23 protein-coding genes are annotated in these 21,524 nt (G+C 67.2%); 6 read left to right on the top strand and 17 right to left on the bottom strand.

The window, feature by feature from the left end:
• Window positions 1-44: 44 nt before the first annotated feature.
• Window positions 45-1,325 (bottom strand): acetyl-CoA C-acetyltransferase, encoded by a 1,281-nt coding sequence (locus J5837_RS06360; protein ID WP_210535845.1) that lies wholly within the window; start codon window positions 1,323-1,325, stop codon window positions 45-47.
• A 102-nt stretch (window positions 1,326-1,427) separates the two neighbouring features.
• Here J5837_RS06360 and J5837_RS06355 point away from each other — a divergent pair, with 102 nt between their 5' ends.
• The 4 genes from J5837_RS06355 (at window position 1,428) to J5837_RS06340 (ending at window position 4,142) form a co-directional block, all read left to right on the top strand.
• Window positions 1,428-2,306, top strand: coding sequence for a hypothetical protein (locus J5837_RS06355; protein WP_210535844.1), 879 nt, complete (start codon window positions 1,428-1,430; stop codon window positions 2,304-2,306).
• A gap of 61 nt (window positions 2,307-2,367) precedes the next feature.
• A complete protein-coding gene (locus J5837_RS06350; protein WP_210535843.1) occupies window positions 2,368-3,075 on the top strand; it encodes a hypothetical protein in 708 nt (235 codons plus the stop codon).
• A gap of 109 nt (window positions 3,076-3,184) precedes the next feature.
• Complete coding sequence (locus J5837_RS06345; RefSeq protein ID WP_210535842.1) at window positions 3,185-3,496, top strand: hypothetical protein; 312 nt, start codon at window positions 3,185-3,187, stop codon at window positions 3,494-3,496.
• Complete coding sequence (locus tag J5837_RS06340) at window positions 3,459-4,142, top strand: DUF488 domain-containing protein (RefSeq protein WP_210535841.1); 684 nt, start codon at window positions 3,459-3,461, stop codon at window positions 4,140-4,142. Before J5837_RS06345 ends, J5837_RS06340 begins: the two co-directional genes overlap by 38 nt.
• A 91-nt stretch (window positions 4,143-4,233) precedes the next feature.
• Here the strand turns inward: J5837_RS06340 and J5837_RS06335 are convergent, their stop codons facing one another.
• From J5837_RS06335 to glnA, 8 genes are all read right to left on the bottom strand, one after another.
• Window positions 4,234-4,464 (bottom strand): hypervirulence associated TUDOR domain-containing protein, encoded by a 231-nt coding sequence (locus tag J5837_RS06335; protein ID WP_210535840.1) that lies wholly within the window; start codon window positions 4,462-4,464, stop codon window positions 4,234-4,236.
• Window positions 4,465-4,472: 8 nt separating this feature from the next.
• Entirely contained in the window at window positions 4,473-5,048 is a 576-nt protein-coding gene (locus tag J5837_RS06330) for a superoxide dismutase family protein (RefSeq protein WP_210535839.1), read from the bottom strand.
• 318 nt (window positions 5,049-5,366) lie between these two features.
• Window positions 5,367-6,794 (bottom strand): nitrogen regulation protein NR(I), encoded by a 1,428-nt coding sequence (ntrC, locus tag J5837_RS06325; RefSeq protein ID WP_210535838.1) that lies wholly within the window; start codon window positions 6,792-6,794, stop codon window positions 5,367-5,369.
• Window positions 6,784-7,845, bottom strand: a complete 1,062-nt coding sequence (locus tag J5837_RS06320) for a two-component system sensor histidine kinase NtrB (RefSeq protein WP_425504819.1) — start codon at window positions 7,843-7,845, stop codon at window positions 6,784-6,786. Before J5837_RS06320 ends, ntrC begins: the two co-directional genes overlap by 11 nt.
• Window positions 7,846-7,882: 37 nt before the next feature.
• Complete coding sequence (locus J5837_RS06315) at window positions 7,883-9,469, bottom strand: ammonium transporter (RefSeq protein ID WP_210535836.1); 1,587 nt, start codon at window positions 9,467-9,469, stop codon at window positions 7,883-7,885.
• 19 nt (window positions 9,470-9,488) lie between these two features.
• Entirely contained in the window at window positions 9,489-9,827 is a 339-nt protein-coding gene (locus J5837_RS06310) for a P-II family nitrogen regulator (RefSeq protein ID WP_210535835.1), read from the bottom strand.
• 35 nt (window positions 9,828-9,862) lie between these two features.
• Window positions 9,863-10,618, bottom strand: a complete 756-nt coding sequence (locus tag J5837_RS06305) for a TorF family putative porin (RefSeq protein WP_210535834.1) — start codon at window positions 10,616-10,618, stop codon at window positions 9,863-9,865.
• A gap of 365 nt (window positions 10,619-10,983) precedes the next feature.
• On the bottom strand, window positions 10,984-12,393 hold the full coding sequence (gene glnA / locus J5837_RS06300; protein WP_210535833.1) for a type I glutamate--ammonia ligase: 1,410 nt from the start codon (window positions 12,391-12,393) through the stop codon (window positions 10,984-10,986).
• 235 nt (window positions 12,394-12,628) lie between these two features.
• Between glnA and J5837_RS06295 the strand changes: the two genes are divergently transcribed.
• Window positions 12,629-13,498 carry an undecaprenyl-diphosphate phosphatase gene (locus tag J5837_RS06295; RefSeq protein WP_210535832.1) on the top strand — a complete coding sequence of 290 codons (870 nt, stop codon included), beginning with the start codon at window positions 12,629-12,631 and terminating at the stop codon, window positions 13,496-13,498.
• Window positions 13,499-13,572: 74 nt separating this feature from the next.
• Window positions 13,573-14,379 carry an META and DUF4377 domain-containing protein gene (locus J5837_RS06290; RefSeq protein ID WP_210535831.1) on the top strand — a complete coding sequence of 269 codons (807 nt, stop codon included), beginning with the start codon at window positions 13,573-13,575 and terminating at the stop codon, window positions 14,377-14,379.
• A gap of 7 nt (window positions 14,380-14,386) precedes the next feature.
• Here the strand turns inward: J5837_RS06290 and J5837_RS06285 are convergent, their stop codons facing one another.
• The 8 genes from J5837_RS06285 to J5837_RS06250 form a co-directional block, all read right to left on the bottom strand.
• Window positions 14,387-14,971, bottom strand: a complete 585-nt coding sequence (locus J5837_RS06285) for an RDD family protein (protein ID WP_210535830.1) — start codon at window positions 14,969-14,971, stop codon at window positions 14,387-14,389.
• The gene (locus J5837_RS06280) at window positions 14,968-15,588 is read right to left on the bottom strand and encodes a YbhB/YbcL family Raf kinase inhibitor-like protein (protein ID WP_210535829.1); all 621 of its coding nucleotides are present in this window, start codon (window positions 15,586-15,588) and stop codon (window positions 14,968-14,970) included. Before J5837_RS06280 ends, J5837_RS06285 begins: the two co-directional genes overlap by 4 nt.
• Window positions 15,589-15,631: 43 nt before the next feature.
• Window positions 15,632-16,612 carry a YheT family hydrolase gene (locus tag J5837_RS06275; protein ID WP_210536166.1) on the bottom strand — a complete coding sequence of 327 codons (981 nt, stop codon included), beginning with the start codon at window positions 16,610-16,612 and terminating at the stop codon, window positions 15,632-15,634.
• 158 nt (window positions 16,613-16,770) lie between these two features.
• Window positions 16,771-17,559, bottom strand: coding sequence for a lysophospholipid acyltransferase family protein (locus J5837_RS06270; RefSeq protein WP_210535828.1), 789 nt, complete (start codon window positions 17,557-17,559; stop codon window positions 16,771-16,773).
• Window positions 17,560-17,645: 86 nt separating this feature from the next.
• The gene (locus tag J5837_RS06265; RefSeq protein WP_210535827.1) at window positions 17,646-18,068 is read right to left on the bottom strand and encodes a hotdog fold thioesterase; all 423 of its coding nucleotides are present in this window, start codon (window positions 18,066-18,068) and stop codon (window positions 17,646-17,648) included.
• A 17-nt stretch (window positions 18,069-18,085) separates the two neighbouring features.
• Complete coding sequence (locus tag J5837_RS06260; protein WP_244755669.1) at window positions 18,086-19,984, bottom strand: phospholipase D family protein; 1,899 nt, start codon at window positions 19,982-19,984, stop codon at window positions 18,086-18,088.
• Entirely contained in the window at window positions 19,981-20,574 is a 594-nt protein-coding gene (locus tag J5837_RS06255; RefSeq protein ID WP_244755667.1) for a YceI family protein, read from the bottom strand. Before J5837_RS06255 ends, J5837_RS06260 begins: the two co-directional genes overlap by 4 nt.
• Before the next feature lie 28 nt (window positions 20,575-20,602).
• Window positions 20,603-21,079: a SixA phosphatase family protein gene (locus tag J5837_RS06250; protein ID WP_210535826.1), complete on the bottom strand. Its 477-nt coding sequence runs from the start codon at window positions 21,077-21,079 to the stop codon at window positions 20,603-20,605.
• Window positions 21,080-21,524: the final 445 nt, after the last annotated feature.

The raw sequence follows: 21,524 nt of genomic DNA, 5'->3' as shown, positions 1-21,524 counted from the left end.
AAAGTCGCTGGATTCCCGCCTTCGTGGGAATGACGAGCAAAGAATCAACGCTCGACGATCGCCACCACACCCATCCCGCCCGCGGTACAGATCGACACCAGCGCCCGACCGCCACCACGTTCCTTCAACTCCTTCGCCACCGTGGCGACGATGCGCGCGCCGGTCGCGGCGAACGGATGGCCGGCAGCCAGCGACGAGCCCAGCGGATTCATCTTTGCCGGGTCGATGCTGCCCAGCGGCGCGTCCAGCCCGAGGCGGTTCCTGCAGTAGTCAGCGCTTTCCCACGCGCGCAGCGTACACAACACCTGTGCGGCGAAGGCTTCGTGGATTTCGTAGATGTCGAAATCCTGCAGCGTCAGGTTGTTGCGCTTCAGCAACTCAGCCACCGCCACGGTCGGCGCCATCAGCAAGCCTTCGCCGTGGACGAAATCGACCGCCGCCACCTGCGAATCGCGCAGGTAGGCCAGCGGCTCGTGGCCATGCGCGCGCGCCCATTCGTCGCTGGCCAGCAGTGCGGCCGAGGCGCCGTCGGTCAGCGGCGTCGAATTGCCGGCGGTCAGCGTGCCGCGGCCGGAAGTCTTGTCGAAAGCCGGCTTCAACGTGGCCAGCTTCTCGACCGACGTGTCGGGACGCAGGTTGTTGTCGCGATCCACGCCGCGGAACGGCACCACCAGGTCGGAGAAGAAACCGCGCTCGTACGCCGCGGCCAGCTTCTTGTGCGAAGCCACCGCCAGGGCGTCCTGGTCCTCGCGGCTGATGTTCCATTCCTTGGCCATGTCCTCGCAGTGTTCGCCCATGCTCTTGCCGGTGCGCGGCTCGGCCACGCCCGGGAACTCGGGCTTCAGTTCGGAGAACTTGAAGCCGCGGGTCAGCGCCTTGATCTTGTCGCCGGTGGTCTTGGCCCGGTTGGCGGCCAGCAGGCGCGCGCGCAGCTTCTTGCCATAGACGATCGGCACGTCGGACGTGGTGTCGGAACCCCCGCCGATGCCGGCCTCGATCTGGCCCAGCGCGATCTTGTTGCCGATGTAGATCAGCGTGTCCAGGCTGGTGCCGCAGGCGCGCTGCAGGGTGATGCCCGGGGTCAGCGGCGACAGGCCGGAGGACAGCGCGGCTTCGCGGCCCAGGTTCCAGTCGGACGAATGCTTGATCACCGCGCCCATTGCCACTTCGCCGAGCTGCTGGCCGTGCAGGCCGAACTTCTCGACCAGCGCGCCCAGCGTCCGCACCGACATGCCCAGGTTGCCCACGTCCGCGTAGGCCGTGTTCTGGCGGCAGAAGGGAATGCGGACGCCGCCGAGGATGGCGACGGGACGGGCTGCGGTCATGCTTAACCTCGGGGCTGGGGATGCGGCCATACGGCCGAGTTTGGTCTAATGCGCAGTCTAACGCTCCGGGTTTGGAGCAACCATTCCAATCGGTCAGGAACGATGAACCGAAGTGAAGGCGCCGTCGAAGTGCGTGGCCTGATGGCCATCGAATTGCAGGGCGGGCAGGCGCCGGCGCGTGCCGCGCTGGATCCCGCCACGGCCGGCGAGCTGGCCCAGAAGCTGGCCCGCGACCTGGCCGAACACGCGCCGCAGGCCCGCGAGCTGGACCTGGTCGTGGCCGCCGCGCATTTCGACCCGGCCGAGGCGCTGCGCCCCGGCTGGCCGCTGCACCGCCGCCTGCAGGAACTCGCCCAGCGCGCGCCGGGTGCCGCCGAAGGCCCACGCATCATCGCCTTCGGCGCCGACGCGGACGGCGCGGTGCCGCAGCCGCTGCAGGCCGACCCCGACCTGCGCGGCGGTTCGCTGCGGGTGCTGCCTTTCCTGCTGCGCGGCGACGCCGACATCGCGCGCACGGTCGGCGAACAGTTCGAAGCGGTGCTGCTGGAACGCGGCATGGCCGCGGCCGACACCGCTCTGCTCGCCCAGCAGGCCTTCGCCGTGCCGACCGAGCACATCCGCTACCTGACCGTGCACGATCTGGCGGCGATAACCGCGATGCAATACCAGCATCAGGGCCTCGAAGCGCTGTGGCCGTTGATCGAAACCGCGTTGCTGCAGCCCGACGCGGAGCAATGGCTGGACGCGCCGCCCGAACCGCTGCTGCGCTACGCCGACGGCGAAGTGCGCATCGCCCTGTTCGACCCGGACGCGTGGCGCCGCCGCTACGCGCCGGGCACGGACGACCGCGCGGTGCTGGAACGCGGCTTCCAGCTGTTCCAGGCGCGCCAGCGCCAGTACGCCGCGGTGCTCGGCGCGCACGACATCCCGGTGCAGTTCGTGCATTGCGGCGGCAGCGACGGACCCGATTCGCTCTGCTGATTGGCCGGCCGGCAGCGACCGTCGCGTTCTCCGGAGCATTGCTCGGAATCCGGGGAACCCGATGCACGCCCGCACACGCCCGCTGTATCCACGCGCCGCCTTCTGGTTCCTGCTGGTGCTGGGTACCGCCCTGATCGGCTTCTGGGGCACCTACTTCACCCGGCTGGCCGACAACAACGGCATTCGCCACGCCCATGCGGCAACCGCGTTCGCCTGGGTGCTGTTGCTGGTGACCCAGGCCTGGCTGATGCGCCGGCGCAACTTCACCGTGCATCGCGCGCTCGGCCGCACCTCGCTGCTGCTGGCGCCGCTGTTCGTGGTGACCGGGCTGTTCCTGGTGCAGGACATGCTGGCCCACCCCAGTCCGTTCGCGCAGGCCTTCGGCGTGCGGCTGGCCTTCCTCGATCTGACTTCGCTGGCCTGGTTCGCCATCGCCTACAGCCTGGCCTTGCGCCATCGGCGAGAAACCCCGCTGCACGCGCGCTACATGGCCTCGACCGCGCTGCTGGTGCTGCCGCCCGCGCTGACCCGTGCGCTGGGCATGAACATCCCGGCGATCACCTCATTCGAAATGGCGCTGCATTCCGCGTATTTCGTCACCGGATTCCTGTTGGCGGCGATGCTCCTGCACGACGTGCGCAGCGAAGGCCGCGTTCGCGCGCCTTACGCATTGTTGCTGGGGTTGACGGTGTTGCAGCAGATCGCGTTCGTGGTGTTGCCCGACGTGCCAGCGTGGACGCGGTTTTGCGGATGGATCGCGGGACTGTAGGCCGACGCACGGCGGATCCAATCCGCAACGTCCGACCGATCAACGTCAGGACGACGGAGTCGTCGATAACAAAGTCAGCCAGGTGCACGTGGGAACAATCTCAAGCCTGATGGACCGACTGCAGCGTAGGTCGGAACTTCCTCCACTCCGCGCGACCCCTTTTGGCTTCACCGCGGGTGAAGTCTTCTTTCCATGGCAGAACATCTCCGAGATATGGAGAGGCAAGGCGCCCGTCACCGATGAGGCGTCCCTTGAATTTCTGTCCGGTGGTCAGCGCATATCGATCTGTGAGGGCCGGCCGGGGTTCGATCAGCTGGAATCGTTCATGATCGCGGCGTTCCCGACCACGGCCGCTTGGCGCCAGGCTGTCCCGCAACCCGCTTTTGATTCGTGCCGGATGCTGCTGTACCGTCGTACCTGACATCGCTCAACTGGAACCGCTGCCCAAGCCGGCTGCAAAGCTCAAGGCGGCAGGTCGGCAAGCAGATCCGCTCTTGAACACCCGCACTCCTCCGCAAGAAACCCACTGGCCCGACGGCACGATCTTCACGCTGGGCCATTCGACGCTGGCGATCGAGGACTTCATCGCATTGCTGCAGACCTACGGCATCCAGCGGCTCGTCGATGTCCGTACCATCCCCGCTTCGCGCCACAACCCGCAGTACATGAGTGACGCGCTGGCCGCCAGCCTGGCAGCGAACGGCATCGGCTACCTGCACATGCCCGCGCTCGGCGGTTTGCGGCATCCGCGCAAGGATTCGCCCAACGCCGGATGGCGCAACAAGAGCTTCCGCGGATACGCCGACTACATGCAGACAGACGCATTCCGCGAAGCGGTGGAAAACCTGATCGTGATGGGCCGGCAATCGCGCACCGCGATCATGTGCGCCGAAGCGGTGCCGTGGCGCTGCCATCGTTCGCTGGTAGCCGATGCGCTGGGTGTGCGTGGCGTGCCGGTGGTCGAGATTCTATCCGCGAGAGACTGGCGGATGCATGCGCTCACGCCGTTCGCGCAGGTCGAGGGCACATCGATCATTTATCCGCCGAAGCAGGGTTCTTTGCTCTGACATCGTTATCCCGGCGAAAACCGGGATTCAGCCTTTCCGCGCATTACGAAGAGCTGGGTCCCGGCTTTCGCCGGGATGACGAATATGAGATTCAATGCGAAAGCTTCGTCAACGCCGACCCCTTGTGCAGCGCCACGTGATCGGTCTTGTCGCTCTTGATCTCGTATTGCGGCTCGTCCGTGCTGGCGTGGTGGGTATAGCCCTTCCAGTCCACGTCGCGTACGTGGACCTTGACGATCGTGCCGCTGACGCGACCGGCTTCGGAATTCCAGCCGACGTGGTCGCCGACCTCGAAACGCTTGCCCTTGGCCCGCGAGGCCATGCCCTGCCCTACTTGGTCACCTTGATCACGCCGCAGGCCACGCGCGCGCCGGCGTTGCCGGCCGGCTGGCTGGTGTAATCGTCGGGCGAGGCGTGCACGACGATCGCGCGGTTGGCGATGTCGTTGGCCGCACCGCCACCGAGGGTAACGCCGGCCAGGTGCACGTTGACCTGGACCACGCCATCGCGGTCGGCGACCACGTTGTCCATGTCACCGGCGTGGTGCTGGTTCGGAGCGGAACTGCTGCGTCCGTGCGGCGCGGCCGCGGGATTGAAATGCGGGCCGGCGCTGCTGGCATCCACCGCGCTGCAGTCGCCCTTCTCGTGCACATGGAACGCGTGCGTGCTGCCCGGCGCGAGTCCGCCGATGGTGCCGGTGATGTGCACGCCGCCGGCCATCGGCATGAAGGTCAGCTTGCCGCTGACCAGGCTGGCCGAAGCCGCGGCGAGGTTCGCGACCGCTTCCTTCGCGGTGCTGGTGCCGGCTGCGGGAGCTTCCTGCTGGGTGCGGGTTTCCGGCGCCGAACAGGCGGCGAGGATCGCGGTGGCGAGGGTGCTGGCAACAAGCAGGCGGAAGCTGCGCATGGTCGTGCTCCTGGAACTGGGAACGCGAATTTACGCCGATTGGCGTTGACCGTCGATGAAGCCGGCCATGGAGGGATCGCGTTCCGCTTATCCCTTGTAGAGCCGAGCATGCTCGGCTGCTCTTGCTTCTGCTTGATTGCCCTTGCTCTGGTAGGTGCCCGGCTTGTCCCGGCACCCTTTTGATCTTCGGCGGAAAGAGCAAAAAAGCAAGCCGGAACGAGCCCGGCTTCTACGACAGCATAAGCAAAGACAATGGCAACGGCAGCCGAGCATGCTCGGCTCTACGAGGCCGCGAATGGACGATGCTGTTTGCGCGGATCAGCGCCGCTTGCGCCCCGGTCCCAGCTTGCGGGTCACGGTGTTGCGGCCCACGCCGAGGCGTTCCGCGGCTTCGGCGCGGCGGCCGCCGGTGAACCGCAATGCGGCCTCGAGCAGCGCGCGGTCGAAACGCTCGCGCGCCTGCGCATGCAGGCCTTCGGCGCCTTGGCCCAGTTGCGCGCTGGCCCAGGCCGACAGCGCGATGTCCCATTCCTGCGGTTGCACGGGCGCGGCGGCGGCGTGGTCGAATGCGCCTTCGAGGTCGGCGACGGTGATGGTCTCGCCCGGCGCCAGTGCAGCGAGCCGCCAACAGACGTTTTCCAGTTCGCGCACGTTGCCCGGCCACGCGTAGTCGCGCAGCGCCTGCAACGCGGGCGCGGAGAAGCGCTTGGCCGGGGCATCCAGCTTGCGCGAAGCGATGGCGAGGAAATTGTCGGCCAGCCGCGGCACATCGGCGCGGCGTTCGCGCAGCGGCGGCAACTGCAGGCGCACCACATCGAGGCGATGCAGCAGGTCGGCGCGGAAACGGCCCTGCGCGACCAGCGCATCGAGCGGCTGGTGGGTCGCGGCGATCACCCGCACATCGACGCGGATCAGTTCGCGTCCGCCGACACGGAAGAACTCGCCTTCGGCCAGCACGCGCAGCAATCGCGTTTGCAGCGACAACGGCATGTCGCCGATTTCGTCGAGGAACAGCGTGCCGCCATCGGCCTGTTCGAAACGGCCGATGTGGCGTTTCTGCGCGCCGGTGAACGCACCTGCTTCGTGGCCGAACAGTTCGCTTTCCAGCAATTCGGCCGGGATCGCCGCGGTGTTCAACGCGACGAAGGGCTTGTGCGCGCGCGGCGATTCGCGATGCAGCGCGTGCGCGACCAGTTCCTTGCCGGTGCCGGTTTCACCGGTGATCAGCACCGACAACGGCGCCTGGGCCAGGCGGCCGATGGCACGGAACAGCGCCTGCATCGCCGGGGTTTCGCCGATCAGCTCGGTATGCCCGGCATCGGGCACGGGCACCGGCGCTTCGTCCGCCACGTGCGTACCCTCTTCCGGCAGCGCGCGCACCGCCAGCGCCACCGCGTCGTCGAGGTCGAACGGCTTGGACAGGAACTCGTGCGCGCCACCGCGGAACGCACCGGCGGTGCTGGCCACGTCGGTGTACGCCGACATCACGATCACCGGCAGTTGTGGATGGGCGGCCTTCAGCTTGTCCAACAAGGCCAGGCCATCGTCGCCGGGCATGCGCAAGTCGGTGAACAACAGGTCCGGCACGCCGCGCGATTCCAGCGCCCGCAACGCGGTCGCCGCGCTGTCGAAGCCATCGACCGCATAGCCGGCGTCGCGCAGCGCGGTGGCGAGCACGAAGCGCACCGAACGGTCGTCGTCGACCACCCAGATGCGTTGCGCATCGTCGCGGGATTCAGTGGACATGCTCGGCCTCCGCGCGGATCGGCAACAGCAGGGTGAAGACGGTATGGCCGGGGCGCGAACGGTATTGCAGCGAGCCGGCGTGCTCGCGCGCGACCTGCTGCGCCAGCGCCAGGCCGAGGCCGCTGCCTTCGGCGCGACCGCTGACCAACGGCAGGAACAGGTGCTCGGCCAGTTCCTGCGGCACGCCGCGGCCGTCGTCGATGATCTCCACGCGCAACCCCATCGCATGCGGCTGGTCGTGGATGCGCAGGCCGTGTTCGACCCGGGTGCGCAGGGTCACGCTGCCGGCGCCGGCCTGGATCGCGTTGCGCACCAGGTTCCACACCGCCTGCACCAGGCGGTCGGCGTCGCCCGGCAACTCCGGCAGGCTGGGGTCGTAGTCGCGCTGCAGGCGCACCGACCAGCCGCCTTCGGTTTCGGCCAGGCGCAGCACGCGCTCGAGCACGGCGTGGATGTTCAGGGCCGCGTGCGGGCGCTGCGGCGTGGGCGACAACAGTTGCTCGAGCAGGTCGTTGAGGCGCTCGATCTCGGATTCGATCAGGCCGATCAGCTCGCGCTCGTCCTCGCGGTCGTCGCGTTGCTGCGCGCGCCGCGCCAGCAATTGCGCCGCGCCCTTCAGCCCGGCCAGCGGATTGCGCAGTTCGTGGGCCAGTCCCTTCAGCGCCGCGGACAGGGCCCCGGGCAGGGCCTGGGCCGGGTCGGCCGCGGGGAATTCGTCGACCGGGTGCGCTTCGAGCAGCCAGCCGCCCTCCTCGCGCCGCGACAGCCAGCCCTCGGCGAAGCGCGGCGCCTCGCCGGGCACGCCCAGCGCCAGCCGGTGCAGGCGCAGGACGTCGTGTTCGGTATTGCGGAAAAAACGTTGCAAGGCGTCGCCGTCCATTTCCAAGGCCGCCAAGGGCTGGCCGAGCAGGCGCCTGACGCTGACGCCCAGCCAGCGGGCGAAAGCGGGATTGGCGCCGGCCAGCAGGCCGTCGGCATCGGTCCAGGCCACCGGCGTGTTCAGCGCGCCGGGGCCGGGCTCCTGCGTCATGGGGAAGTCCGGGGACGACATTGCACCAGTTTAGTGCAAGGCCGCCCCCGGGCAAGCCTCAGGCCTCGTAGGCCGATTCGCCGTGCGAGGCGATGTCGAGGCCTTCGCGCTCCTCGTCGATCGAGACGCGCAGGCCGACCGTGTACTTCACGATCAGGTACGAAACCAGCGCCACCACGCCCGACAGCACCAGGGTGGTCAGCACGCCCTGCACCTGGATCCACACCTGCGTGCCGATCGAGTAGTCGGTCAGCGCGGTTTCGGTGACGTAATCCCAGATGCCGGCGCCGCCGAGCTTCGGCGAAGCGAACACGCCGGTCAGGATCGCACCGGTGATGCCGCCGACGCCGTGCACGCCGAACACATCAAGGCTGTCGTCGGCGCCGAGCAGGCGCTTCAGGCCGGTCACGCCCCATAGGCACAGCACGCCGGCAATGGCGCCGATGGCCAGTGCGCCGTTCAGGCCGACGAAGCCGGCGGCCGGGGTGATCGCGACCAGGCCGGCGACCGCGCCGGACACCGCGCCCAGCAGCGAGGGCTTGCCCTTGAAGATCCACTCGACGAAGGTCCACGCCAGCACCGCCGCGGCCGTGGCCAGGAAGGTGTTGACGAAGGCCAGCGAGGCGGTGCCGCTGCCTTCCAGCGCCGATCCGGCGTTGAAGCCGAACCAGCCGACCCACAGGATCGACGCGCCGACCATGGTCAGGGTCAGGTTGTGCGGCTTGATCGCCTCGCGCCCGTAGCCGGTGCGCTTGCCGATCACGAACGCGCCGACCAGGCCCGCGATGGCCGCGTTGATGTGCACCACCGTACCGCCGGCGAAATCCAGCGCGCCCTTGGCGAACAGGAAGCCCGACTTCGCCAGCACGCCATCCACCGCGTCGGCGCCGGTGAACGCATCCGGGCCCGGGAAGAACCAGACCATGTGCGCCATCGGCAGGTAGGCGAAGGTGAACCACAGCACGGTGAACAGCAACAAGCCGGCGAACTTGATGCGTTCGGCGAACGCGCCCACGATCAGCGCGCAGGTGATGCAGGCGAACGCGCCCTGGAACACGAAGAAGGTCAGTTCGCTGATGTACACGCCCTTGGTGAAGGTCGCGCCGATGCCGGCGGAAGTCAGCCCCGCCGCGAACAGCCGGTCGGTGCCGCCGATGAAGGCGTTGCCTTCGGTGAAGGCGAAGCTGTAGCCGTACAGCGCCCACAGCACCGCGACCAGCGCGAACACGACCAGGTTCTGGATCAGGATCGACAACACGTTCTTGCTGCGGACCAGGCCGCCGTAGAACAGCGCCAGTCCGGGCAAGGTCATGAAGATCACCAGCGCCGCCGACACCAGCACCCAGACGTTGTCCGGTTTGCTGACGGTGGGTGCGGGCGCGGGTGGGGCTTCCGCGGCGGCGGGCGCAGCCGCTTCGGCCGGCGCCGTCGCAGCGGCTTCCGCCGGCGTGGCTTCGGTCGTGGCGGGTGCGGCCGATGGCGCGGCTTCGGGTGTCGGTGCCGCCGCTTCGGTGGCGGCCGGCGCGGCCGCTTCCTGCGCCGCACTGGCGACGCTGGCGAAACCGACCAGGCTCAAGCCGCACAGCGCGGCCAGGGCCAGGGTCTGCATCCGGGTCTTCCACCCGGAGAAAGAACGGGTCTTCATGGGGTTCTCCGAGTGGGGATCACAGTGCGTCCGCGCCGACTTCGCCGGTGCGGATGCGGATGACCTGGTCGATGGGCGTGACGAAGATCTTGCCGTCGCCGATCTTGCCGGTGCCGGCGGCCTGCTGGACCGCTTCGACGATCGCGTCCAGCCGCTCGTCCGCGACCACGGTTTCGATCTTGATCTTGGGCAGGAAATCGACGACGTACTCCGCGCCGCGATACAGCTCGGTGTGGCCCTTCTGCCGTCCGAAGCCTTTCACTTCGGTGACGGTGATGCCCGACACGCCGATTTCGGAGAGGGCTTCCCTCACCTCGTCGAGCTTGAACGGGCGGATGATGGCGGTGATGAGTTTCATCGTGCTTCGCTCCGTGGTGGGACTGCGGGATGCGTTCAGAACGCCTTGGTCAGGGTCAGGGCGACGGTGTCGTCGGCGATCTTGTTGCCGAACGCATTGGTGTAGAGCGCGTCGTCGGCGTCGGTGCCGGTGTAGGCCGCGGCGATCGAGAAGCCGTTGTCGAAGGCCTTGGTCACGCCCAGCTTCCAGTCGCTGTATTCGAAGTCCTTGTTGTCTTCGATCCACTGCTTGCCGTAATGGGCGTTGAGCGTCCAGCCGGGCGAGAAGGTCCAGTTCGCCGAGCCGTCGAGGTAGCCGCTGCCTTCCGAGCCGACGTAGCCGAACAGTTCGGTGACGGCGTAGGAGTACTTCAGGCCGAGGGAAAGGTTCTCCACGGGCGTCACGGTCGCACCGGCGTAGATCTCGGTGGTGTCGGCCCGGCTGAAGCCATCGGGGAAGTCGCCCGGGTAGTAATAGGTCAGCGCGCCGACGTCGTACGAGAGCACGTCGTTGACCTTGCCGCGGTAGCCGAGATAGCCGTCCAGCTCCAGGCTGCTGGAAATGTCGCCCGGGATGTCGGACAGCCAGCTGATGTTGCTGCCCCAGACGCCGGCGTAGAAACCGCTGTCGTGGGCGTATTCGATGCCGCCCTGCAAGGCGGGGTCGCCGTTGGTCTGCGACACGCCGCGGAACACGTAGTCGCTGGTCAGCGACGCGCTACCGCTGGTGCCGGCTTGGGCGATGGAAGACGCGGCGAGCGCGAGCGCTGCCGTGGCGATGCGGATGCGATGGATCGATTGGATGGACGACATGACTCAGGCTCCTCATAAGCGGTGCCCTCCCCGGTCATTGGGCGTGTGCCCGTGCGATGCAGGAACCTCTCGCGCCCTGCCCGCGGCGATCGAAGATCGCGTTCGTTTCCTCGTGCCTGGTGTTGCGGTCTGCGGAACCGCCGCATGCGGCTCGCCTGCCTCTCCCTTCGAGAAGGTGCCGGAGGGCGGATCCGTCGATCCGCCCTGCCGGCCCCCTGACGCACTCGCCGGGGAGGGAGCAGAGCGAGGGTCAGCCTGCTCGCCCCCGATGCGCCTCGCGGCGCATCGCGGCTTGAATCAATTCGCGTTGTGTCGCTGGCGTACCGGTCGTTCCGAAGCCGCAACGACCGGCATGCCGTTTTCCATCAGTTCGCGTAGTACAGCTGGTACTCCAGCGGATGCGTGGCCGCGCGGAACTTGGTCACTTCCTGCATCTTCAGGTCGATGTAGCCGTCGATCAGGTCGTCGCTGAACACGCCGCCGGCCTTGAGGAAGTCGCGATCGCCGTCGAGCGCTTCCAGCGCCTGGTCGAGGCTGGAGCAGACCTGCGGGATCAGCTTCTCTTCTTCAGGCGGCAGGTCGTACAGATCCTTGTCCGACGGTGCGCCCGGGTCGATCTGGTTCTTGATGCCGTCCAGGCCAGCCATCATCAGCGCGGTGAAGGTCAGGTAGCCGGACTGCAGCGGATCGGGGAAGCGGATCTCGATGCGGCGCGCCTTCGGGTTGGACACCCACGGAATGCGGCACGACGCCGAACGGTTGCGCGCCGAGTACGCCAGCATCACCGGCGCCTCGAAGCCCGGCACCAGGCGCTTGTAGCTGTTGGTGCCGCTGTTGGCGAACGCGTTGATCGCCTTGGCGTGCTTGAAGATGCCGCCGATGTACCACAGCGCCAGCTGCGACAGGCCGCCGTAGCCGTCGCCGCTGAACAGGTTCTGCCCGCCCTTGGCCAGCGACTGGTGCACGTGCATGCCGCTGCCGTTGTCGCCGACGATCGGCTTGGGCATGAAGGTCGCGGTCTTGCCGTTGCGGAAGGCGATGTTCTTAATGATGTACTTCATCGTCAGCAGCTCGTCGGCCTTCTTCACCAGCGAGCTGAACTTGGTGCCGATCTCGCACTGGCCGGCGGTCGCCACTTCATGGTGGTGCACTTCGGTCTCGATGCCGACCAGTTCCAGGGTCTTGACCATCTCGGCGCGCAGGTCGTGCAGCGAATCGACCGGCGGCACCGGGAAGTAGCCGCCCTTCACGCCGGGACGGTAGCCGCTGTTGCCGCCGTCGTACTTGGCGCCGGTGTTCCAGGCCGCTTCTTCCGAATCGATCTTGAAGAAGGTGTTGCCCATCTCGTTGGCGAAACGCACGCTGTCGAAGATGAAGAACTCGGGTTCCGGGCCGAAGAACGCCTGGTCGGCGATGCCGCTGGACTTCAGGTAGGCCTCGGCGCGCTTGGCCACGCCGCGCGGGTCGCGCGAGTAGCCCTGCATCGTCGCCGGGTCGAGGATGTCGCAGGTCAGGTTGATGGTCGGGTCGGCGTAGAACGGATCCAGGTAGGCGGTGTCGGCGTCCGGCAGCAGGACCATGTCGGATTCGTTGATGCCCTTCCAGCCGGCGATCGAACTGCCGTCGAACATCTTGCCTTCCTCGAACAGGCTGGCCTCGACGATGCTGACCGGGAAGGTGACGTGCTGCTGCACGCCGCGCATGTCGACGAAGCGGAGATCGACGAACTCCGCCTTGTTGTCCTTGATCAGCTTTTCGACTTTGTCGAGAGACATCGGAAACCTCGGGTTTTGGGAATGTGGGTGACCGGCTTATCGCAAGGGCTGTGCCAACTCAAACCCCTTGTAACCCATTGATTTTCATCGATTGGTGCAGTGCGGTTGGGACCAATTTGCACTATTTTGGTGATTTAGGTTTGTATACGCCTCGATTTGGTGCAATCTCGTTCCGCAACGCCCGAAACGGTACCCTTCGCGTTCCCCTCCCGCCGTGCCCCCGCTTCCCTATCCCATGACCGACCTGATCCAGGCCCTGCTGCTGGGCATCATCGAAGGCATCACCGAGTTCCTGCCGATTTCCAGCACCGGCCACCTGCTGATCGCGGAACGCTGGCTCGGCCACCGCAGCGACCTGTTCAACATCGGCATCCAGGCGGGGGCGATCCTGGCCGTGGTGCTGATCTACCGGCGTCGCCTGTGGGGCATGCTGTCGGCCTTCTTCGGCCACGACGCACCGGCGATCTACGATCCGCTGGGCATCACCTCCACCCCGGCGCAGTCGCGCGCCTACGCCTTCAAGCTGCTCGCCGCGTTCGCGGTGACCGCGATCGGCGGGCTGCTGGTGAAGAAACTCGGCTGGCAATTGCCCGACACGGTGCGGCCGATCGCCTGGGCGCTGATCCTCGGCGCGTTCTGGATGGTCGCGGCCGAGCACTTCGCGGCGAAGAAGGCCGCGCGCGAAGGCGAACGCACCGCGATTTCGTGGACGGTGGCGGTGCTGGTCGGCCTGGCCCAGGTCGTGGCCGGCGTGTTCCCCGGCACCTCGCGCAGCGCGGCGACGATCTTCGCCGCCTTGCTGTTCGGAACCACCAGCCGCGCCGCGGCGACCGAGTTCGCTTTCCTCATCGGCATTCCGACCATGTTCGCCGCCACCGGCTACGAACTGGTCGACGTGCTGATGCATGCTTCCGAACAGACCGGGCAGGCCACGAACGAGGACTGGAGCGCCTTCCTGGTCGCTTTCGTCGCCAGCGCCGTCACCGCCTTCATTGCGGTGAAGTGGTTGCTGCGCTACATCCAGAGCCATCGTTTCACCGCGTTCGCTATCTATCGCCTGGTGTTCGGCGTGGCCCTGCTGTTGCTGGTACCGGCCGGCGGCTGAACGCGAAGGGCGTACGATCACCCCGTTGCATCGACCCGCACGTTCTGGACCACGACCCCATCAAGGAGAACCCGATGAAACGTCTGCTGCCGCTCGTCCTTCCGCTGGCCCTGGCCGCTTGCTCCGCACCGCCGCAGGGCGAACAGCCCGCCCAGGCGACGACCCCGCCCATGGTTTCCACCGCGACCGCCATCGACGCGAAGACGCTGGCCGCGAACCACTGGAAGCTGGCCGAGGCGCACGACGCGCAGGGCAGGGCGCTCGACGCCTTGCTGGTGCGCGCCGATGCACCGGTGCAGCTGGATTTCGCCGACGGGCGCGTTTCCGTGAGCAATACCTGCAACCGCATGGGCGGCGGCTACGCCGTCGAAGGCAACCAGCTGAAGTTCGGCCGTTTCGCCTCGACGATGATGGCCTGCGTCGATCCGAATCTGGCGGCGCTGGACCAGGAAGTCGGCAAGCGTTTCGAAGGCGCGCTGACCGCGGAAACGCCGGACGCCGCGACGCTGAAGCTGACCACCGCGACCGGCGACGTGCTGGTGTTCAAGGGCGAGCCGACCGCGGAAATGCGTTACGGCGGCCCCGGCGAGAAGGCCTTCCTCGAAGTCGCCGCCGAAACCAAGCCCTGCAGCCATCCGCTGATTCCGGACAAGCAGTGCCTGCAGGTGCGCGAGCTGCAGTACGACGACAAGGGCCTGAAGGTCGGCGCGCCGGGCGAGTTCCAGAACTTCTATGCCGATATCGAGGGCTACAAGCACGAACCCGGCGTCCGCAACGTGCTGCGGGTGAAGCGCTTCAAGATCGCCAATCCGCCGGCCGACGCGCCCAACCAGGCCTACGTGCTGGACATGGTGGTCGAATCGGAAACCGTGAAGAAGTAGGGCGGTCTCAACCCGGCAGCGATGCTTCAGCCGCTGCCGGTGCGGGTCTGTCCGTCGAACCCAGCGGGCCGTCGGCGAACTGCGCGGACAGCGACGCGCGCGGCTTCGCCACCGAGCCGCGCACGATCACGTAGCTTTTCGCCAGCGAGTCGTGCCAGGCGCGACGCACGTCGTCATCGCTCAACAGCAACGACACGGCATCGAACGGAATCAAGCGACAAAGGCTGCGCAGCGCCGCGCGACCGAACGACAGGCGATTGCCTCGTTCGTCGACGACCCGCGTGTTGGTGATCAACTTGCCGACACTGAAACCGAACAGGCCCTCGAAGAAGGTGTAGTAGAGGAAGGTCGTCGCATAGGTGATTGCGAAATCGGTCAACGTGTCGATGTTCTCGGCCCAGGCCAGCACCCGGTCGCCAAAGACGAGTGCGGCCGCCACCATGCCCGCAAACACCAGGCCGTAGATCACCAGCCGATCGATCAGCCAGTTGAAGAACCGCCGCCACTTGCTGGCCGCGTCCACGTCCCACAAGACCGTGTTGTCGACCAGTGCCGCATGGGACGCCTGATAGGGATTGTCAGCCTCGCTCATCCGGCTTTCCCCTGGTCGGCATGCAGCGAATAAGTGCCGTAAACCAGCGCCTCCGCGAGCACGTGGCCATGCATCGCGCGCAGCGCGGCAGCGGCGGTAAAACGATCAGGCACGTCGAGTTTCGCCACGTCCAGTGCGAACAGGCGGAAGAAGTAACGATGGGTGCGCAAATCATTGAAAGGCGGGTAGGGACCGTCGTAGCCGAAGTAGTCGCCGCCCATCTCGGCGTCGCCGGCGAACCAGCCGGTGTAATCGTTCAAGCCCTGCCTTGCGCCGGCGAGCCCCGGCGGCCGGCGCTTGCCCTTGGCGACGATGCCGTCGCCGCAGCTGCCGGCGGGAATTTCACGCACGTCAGCGGGAATGTCGACCACGGCCCAGTGCACGAAGTCACCGCGCGGCTGTTCGACCGGGATGTCCATGTCCTCGCGCCCGACCGTTTCCGGCACCGTCGGCGCGTCCGGATCGATGCACAGCAACGCGAACGAACGCGTGCCTTCGGGCACGTCGTCCCAGGCCAGGTGCGGATTGCGGTTCGGGGCGAAGCCGTCCGGTTGGCCCATCGCGAATTCCGCGGGGATCGGCTGGCGGTGTTCGAAGCTGTCGCTGTGGATGCGCATGCTCTTCTCCGCGTGGCGATCCGCGGATTCTACGTCGCGCGGGTCAGGCCTGGGCCAGCCTTTGCGCCACCCATTTTTCGCCGAAACCGTCGCATGCGGCGTTCTCGATGAAGCCGCAATGCCCGCCGAAGCGAGTGATTTCCCGGCGGACGAGCGGCGAGGGATGCCAGCGCAGGAAATCCCCATAGGGAATCACCGGATCGTCGCGCGACATCAGCACGTCGGCCGGCACGGTCAGGTTGGCGAGACGTTCGCCGGCGATGCTGTAGCCCTCGAAGTAGTCGTCGATGGTGTGGAAGTCGGTATGGCGTTCCACCATCCATTCGGTCAGCGCGCGCACGCTCAACGCCAATGTCGCGTCGTCGTAGTTGTGGCGCTCGGGGAACAGCTCGCGCTTGCGCTCCAGCGAGCGCCGCCACTTGCGCTGGAAATACCAGTGGTACAGCGGCAATCCGTTCTCCATGCCCATCATCGCCGAGGCCGGGTCGAGCAGCGGGCACACCGCCGCGACCCGCGCCAGCGGCAGGCCCGCCAGCGGCGCGCGCAGGGCCAAGCGCAGGGCGAAGTTGCCGCCCAGCGAGTAGCCGGCGGCGACGAAGCGCGACGACGGGAAACGCCGGGCCACGTCGCACGCGGCGTTGACCACCTCGTCGAGGCGGTTGGAATGGAAGATCTCTTCGTTGAGGTGATGGGTGCCGCCATGGTCGCGGAAGTTCAGCCGCACCACGTCGAAGCCGGCCTCGAGCAATTCCGCCGCGGTCAGGCGCATGTAGCTGGACTCGGTGCTGCCTTCCCAGCCGTGCAACAGCAAGGCCAGTCCGCGCGGCTCGCGGCCGCGCAGGGTGCTGTGCCAGCCGAGCAGGCGTACGCCGTCGCCGCCGTCGAAGATGTGCTCGGTCGATACGGCGCCGATCTGCTTCAGCCGGCGCAGGCCGCGGCGCTGGCGCAGGGTGCTGGAACTGAGCACCGATTGCAGGTGCGGATTGCGCAGCCATTTGGGCGGCCGGTAGTCGGCGGCGGTCAACATGAAGGAATCTGCCCCCTCCCTTGCGCAACGCGCAGGGGAGGGTTGGGGAGGGGTTGCCTTTGATCTTGCCTTCGCTTGGTTTGCAAATCAAAAAACAACAGCAAAAGCACCCCTCCCCAACCCTCCCCTTCGCCTCCGGCGAAAGGGAGGGGGCATCAATCGCCCTGCATCGCCGCCGCTATGCGGCTGCGCGCCAGTTCGGCGATCTGCCGGCGGCCTTCGGCCTCGCCCGGCAGGATCGGCTGCAGGAAGCACACCGCCGTCTTCCGCGACGGTTCGCCGAGCAGGCGCACGAAGTTGGCGAAGAAGCTTTCGCGCGGCGCGAACGCGACCACGTGCTGGGCGTCGCCGTGCGGGCCGTAGCGCAGCGCGACCGGCTGCACCGGCACCTGCGCTTCCACCGCCGGCAGGAAGATGCGCGCATGAAACGGGCCGAGTTCGCGACCGTCACGGGTGCCGCCTTCGGGGAACACGCCGACCGCGCGGCCTTCGCGCAGGCGTTCGATCATCGCCTGCATCACCCCGCCCAGCGATTCGGTGCTGCCGCGCTGGTGGAAGATGGTCTCGCCGCGCGCGGTCAGCCAGCCGACCACCGGCCAGCCGCGGATCTCCTGCTTGGCCACGAAACCCATCATGCGCTGGCTGTGCATGACCTCGATGTCGACCCAGCTGACGTGGTTGGCGACGAACATCGCCGCGCCCGGCAGCGGCGTGCCGACACGATGCAAGCGGAAACCGAAGATGCGCATCAACCCGGCCGACCAGGCGCGGATCGCCCGGTGTTCCAGCCGTTCCGCGCCCCACGGCAGGCCCGACCACAGCGGCACCATGCACAGCAGGGTCAGGGGCAGCAGGACGAGGACGTGGACCAGCAGCAGCGGCACCCGGATCAGGTAACGGAGCGCGCGCCCAAGGCCGCCGGTGGCGGGGGAGGGGGAAGTCATCCGCGCACGATACCGGAGGCGACTGGAGTTCGACTACTGGACTGCAGCGAATGGAACCATTGCACCACCAGTCGGCCGCGGCGGGTTCAGCGGCGCGGCACCACGGCGAGCGTCAGCCGCGAGACGCAGACCGGCCTGCCGGCCTCGTCCTCAATGCGGATTTCCCAGACCTGGGTGCTGCGGCCGACATGCAGCGCGCGGGCGGTGCCGGTGACCGTGCCTTCGCGCACCGCGCGCAGGTGGTTGGCGTTGATTTCCAGGCCTACCACCATCTGCGTGGCAGCGTCGACGCAGTAGCCGCCGGCCATGCTGCCCAGGGTTTCGGCCAGCACCACCGAAGCGCCGCCGTGCAACAGCCCGAACGGCTGCTTGGTCCGCGCGTCCACCGGCATGGTCGCGCGCAGCCAGTCGTCGCCCGCCTCGGTGATCACGATGCCGAGGTGTTCGATCAGGGTGTCCTGGCGCACGGCATTGGCTTCGGCGATGTCGATGGGTTTGAGGAAGGCCATGGGAAGTTCCGTCGGAATCAGAGGATCGGCACCAGGCCCGCGCCGAACGCGGTCAGGATGCGCACGTACAGCCGCTTCGGGCCGATCTTGACCTCGGGGAAGTCGCCGACGTCGCGATAGCACCTGGCGAAGTTCGGATCGTTGGTCGGCAGCGGCGCCGGGCAATCGGGGCCGGGCACGAATTCGTAATTGGTCGAATAACGCCACGGCCACAGGTCGAACAGCGGCAGCGCGCTGGAGATCTTGTCCAGGCTGTAATTCAACCCGGAGAACAACGGCGGCTTCTCGCGCGGGCCGATGGTCCACGAATTCTCCGGCTCGATGTCGCGACGGATGCTCGCGGCCAGCGCCCTGGCGAAACCCGCATCCTCGACGATCACCACTGCCTCGGTGTTGTAGTTGTCCGAGCGCGGATCGAAGTTGTCGGTGCCGATAACGCCGACGCGTTCGTCCACCACCAGCGACTTGGCGTGCAGGCCGATGCGGATGCCGGCGCGCTTCAGCCGGATCGGCCGGTTGGCCGCCTTGCTGCCGAAGAACGACGGGCGGGTTTCCCCGCGCAGCAGTTCGCGCTGCACCTTGCCTTCGGCAGCCGTCGCGGCTTCCTCTTCCAGCGCCAGCGGCGGCGCTTCCGAGCGCAACAGCGCGGCGTAGTCGATCGGCGCATCCTCGGGGAACGGCTTCAGTTCGAAGATCTGGAAACCGAAATCGCGCAGGTAGCGGCGCTTGTACTTGAAGGCCAGCGAATAGACGATCGGGTTGTCGCTGGCGGCCAGGCTGCTGGTCGATACCACCACGCGCGGCGGCGACGGACGCGCGCGCAGGTCGAGGAACATCTGCTGGGCCTGCTTGGAGAACACCAGGTACGGCGTCTGCAGCAACACTTCCTTCTGCGCACCCTCGATCAGGTTGCGCAGTTCCGGCGCCGCGACCGCACTGCGTTCCGGACGTTTGCGCCGGTGCTTCTGCGGCAGGTCGGCGACGTATTGCACCGCGCCCACCGGTAGGGCCTGGTCGGCGAAGCGGGCGCGCTGCAGCTCGGTGTCTGCGGCTTCGCGCTTCAGTTCCTCCACCCGCGCGGGACGACGGAATTGCGCCGCCGGCATCTGCGGCGCGCCTTCGCGCAACAGCCTGCGGCCGACGTCGTTGAGCCGTTCGGCCGGCACGCTGCGCCGCGCCTCCCAGAAAGCGTCGAAGTTGCGCTGCATCTCCGCGGCGGCCGGTCCGGCGACCAGCACGTCGCGGTCGCGGAAGTTGTATTCGGCGTCCCAGTCATAATAGTCGTCCTGGTAGTTGCGCCCACCGGAAATGCCGACTTCGCCGTCGACCAGCAGCAGCTTGGTGTGCATGCGCTGGTTGAAGCGGCGGAAACAGCACAGCACGCTGGCCGCGTAGTCGAGGTAGTGCAGCTTGGCCTTGCCGAAGGTCGGGTTGTAGATGCGCAGGGAGAAGTTGCGGTGGCTGCTGGCCAGTGCGCCGAGGATGTCGATGTCGCCGATCGCCGACAACTGGTCGACCAGCAGCCGCACCTTGACCCCGCGCCGCGCCGCGGCCAGCAGTTCGTCCAGCACCAGCCGCGCGCTGTCGTCGGTATCGAAGATGTAGGTCTGCAGGTCGATGCTGCGCCGCGCGCCGCGGATCAGGTCGATGCGCGCCAGCAGCGCATCGCGACCGTGGTCGAGGATCAGCGCGTAGTGGCGCGGCTGTTCCGCGGTGGATTCGCGCAGCGCGCGGTCGCCCAGCTTGCGCAGCGGGGATGGCTGCGCGCAGGCGTCGTCGCGGGTGCAGTCGACCAGCTGCGAACGCGCACCGTCGGCAATCAGCGCGGCGCTGTCGCGCTGCGCATCGCTGAGGCTGACGCAGCCGCTGCCGGCCAGCGCCAGCAGCGTCGCGAGCAACCAGCGCGGCGCCGTCAAGGCACGGACTCCGCCGGCGCCTCGCGCAGGCGCGAGCGCAGCACGAACACCACCCGATCGTTGACCGCCAGGCCGAACGCGCCCATGTCGTAGTCGCTGCGCCGCACCGCACCGATCACCACGACGTCGCAATCCAGCCCAGCACGCTCGCAGGCTGCCGGCTGCACGGTCAGGGTCTCCGGCCGGGCGATGCCACGGATGTTCAGTTCGCCGGCCAGCGCGCCGCCGCGCTTGATGGTTTCCGGATCGTACGGCCGCGACACGAACACCACCGCCGGCCAGGTCTGCGCGCCGAAGAAGCGGTCGCCCCGCGCCCATTCGCTGTAGCGGGGATGGCCGACGATCTCGACGTCGCGGGTGTACATGCGCAGTTGCACCTGCTGGCGGCCGTCGGCCAGGGCCACGACCTTGCCGTCGAAGCGCGGGAAGCGGCCCACCAGTTTCTGGCCCCAGCGCGTGCTGAGTTCGAAACCGAAGTTGGAGCGCTCCATGTCGAAGCGCAATTCGCCGCTCACCGTACCGGCCTGGGCGCCGTTCGTCGCGCCCAGCATCGCCCCGCACAGCAGTAACGTCCCGATCAGGTTTCGCATACGGGACCGATTCTAGCGACGCTTGCCTTTACGGCCACCAGAACGCGGAGAGTTGGGCGATGCCCGGCTCGATGGACGCCTCGGCCGGCAGGCTCAGCACCGCGATGCCGCCCGGCGGCATGCCGCGGTAATCGCCCGACTGGCCGCTGTGCAGCAATGCGGCGAGGCGTTCGAAGCCGGGGTTGTGGCCGACCATCATCAGCCGTTGCGCGTCGCGGTTGCTGTCGGCGATGTCGGCGAGGGTGCCGGGGGTGGCGTCGTAGATGTGTTCGTCGAGGCGCTGGTCGACGTAGCCGATGGCGGCCAGCACGGCTTCGAGGGTTTCGCGGGTGCGCCGCGAGGGCGAGCACAGCACACGGTCGGGGACGAGTCCGTTTTCGGCGAGCCAGCGCCCGGCGGCCTCGGCTTCGGCCAAGCCGGTCTGCGACAACGGCCGGTCGAGGTCGGCCTGCCCGGGCGCGATCGGTTCGGCGTGGGCGTGACGCAGCAGGATCAGTTCGCGCATGGCGGGCTCGCGGGTGGTTGGGTCCACAGCTTAGCGCAGGGTTGGCGTGGAAAACGCAAACGAATGTGCTGCGATGCAGCGCCGTAAATGACGGCTAATATCGGTTATGGCGGCGAATGAGCCGCATAAACGTTAGTTAGGCCTCATGAGCAAGACTCTCGCAATCGGATATATGCTTTGCATTGCAACGCTTGGCGCAATGATCGCGTTGGGCCGTGGAGCCATACCCCAGCTAGATGGATTCACCACCTTCTTCTACTCCAGTCTTGTTGGCTTGGTGATGTTTCCTGGCTCTGTTCTTTGCTTCCGCGGCGCCCGACCTTCTCAAGGCTGGCTTCGAAAGATTTCTGCGTACTTGATTGCAGGCATAGCCCTTCTTATTGGCTTAAGCTCAACCGTCGCAGTCATACTGGTCTCGCTAGGCTCCGCCAAGCCTGGATGAGGC

The organism is Pseudoxanthomonas helianthi (assembly GCF_017939625.1).
Classification (GTDB): Bacteria; Pseudomonadota; Gammaproteobacteria; order Xanthomonadales; family Xanthomonadaceae; genus Pseudoxanthomonas_A; species Pseudoxanthomonas_A helianthi.
The sequence above is the reverse complement of the archived record's forward strand: the minus strand, read 5'-3'. Positions and strand labels throughout refer to the sequence as shown.

Coding starts and splice junctions, on each gene's coding strand:
- J5837_RS06360 (WP_210535845.1), bottom strand. CDS start 1,325: ATGACCGCAGCCCGTCCCGTCGCCATCCTCGGCGGCGTCCGCATTCCC.
- J5837_RS06355 (WP_210535844.1), top strand. CDS start 1,428: ATGAACCGAAGTGAAGGCGCCGTCGAAGTGCGTGGCCTGATGGCCATC.
- J5837_RS06350 (WP_210535843.1), top strand. CDS start 2,368: ATGCACGCCCGCACACGCCCGCTGTATCCACGCGCCGCCTTCTGGTTC.
- J5837_RS06345 (WP_210535842.1), top strand. CDS start 3,185: ATGGACCGACTGCAGCGTAGGTCGGAACTTCCTCCACTCCGCGCGACC.
- J5837_RS06335 (WP_210535840.1), bottom strand. CDS start 4,464: ATGGCCTCGCGGGCCAAGGGCAAGCGTTTCGAGGTCGGCGACCACGTC.
- J5837_RS06330 (WP_210535839.1), bottom strand. CDS start 5,048: ATGCGCAGCTTCCGCCTGCTTGTTGCCAGCACCCTCGCCACCGCGATC.
- ntrC (WP_210535838.1), bottom strand. CDS start 6,794: ATGTCCACTGAATCCCGCGACGATGCGCAACGCATCTGGGTGGTCGAC.
- J5837_RS06320 (WP_425504819.1), bottom strand. CDS start 7,845: ATGTCGTCCCCGGACTTCCCCATGACGCAGGAGCCCGGCCCCGGCGCG.
- J5837_RS06315 (WP_210535836.1), bottom strand. CDS start 9,469: ATGAAGACCCGTTCTTTCTCCGGGTGGAAGACCCGGATGCAGACCCTG.
- J5837_RS06310 (WP_210535835.1), bottom strand. CDS start 9,827: ATGAAACTCATCACCGCCATCATCCGCCCGTTCAAGCTCGACGAGGTG.
- J5837_RS06305 (WP_210535834.1), bottom strand. CDS start 10,618: ATGTCGTCCATCCAATCGATCCATCGCATCCGCATCGCCACGGCAGCG.
- glnA (WP_210535833.1), bottom strand. CDS start 12,393: ATGTCTCTCGACAAAGTCGAAAAGCTGATCAAGGACAACAAGGCGGAG.
- J5837_RS06295 (WP_210535832.1), top strand. CDS start 12,629: ATGACCGACCTGATCCAGGCCCTGCTGCTGGGCATCATCGAAGGCATC.
- J5837_RS06290 (WP_210535831.1), top strand. CDS start 13,573: ATGAAACGTCTGCTGCCGCTCGTCCTTCCGCTGGCCCTGGCCGCTTGC.
- J5837_RS06285 (WP_210535830.1), bottom strand. CDS start 14,971: ATGAGCGAGGCTGACAATCCCTATCAGGCGTCCCATGCGGCACTGGTC.
- J5837_RS06280 (WP_210535829.1), bottom strand. CDS start 15,588: ATGCGCATCCACAGCGACAGCTTCGAACACCGCCAGCCGATCCCCGCG.
- J5837_RS06270 (WP_210535828.1), bottom strand. CDS start 17,559: ATGACTTCCCCCTCCCCCGCCACCGGCGGCCTTGGGCGCGCGCTCCGT.
- J5837_RS06265 (WP_210535827.1), bottom strand. CDS start 18,068: ATGGCCTTCCTCAAACCCATCGACATCGCCGAAGCCAATGCCGTGCGC.
- J5837_RS06255 (WP_244755667.1), bottom strand. CDS start 20,574: ATGCGAAACCTGATCGGGACGTTACTGCTGTGCGGGGCGATGCTGGGC.
- J5837_RS06250 (WP_210535826.1), bottom strand. CDS start 21,079: ATGCGCGAACTGATCCTGCTGCGTCACGCCCACGCCGAACCGATCGCG.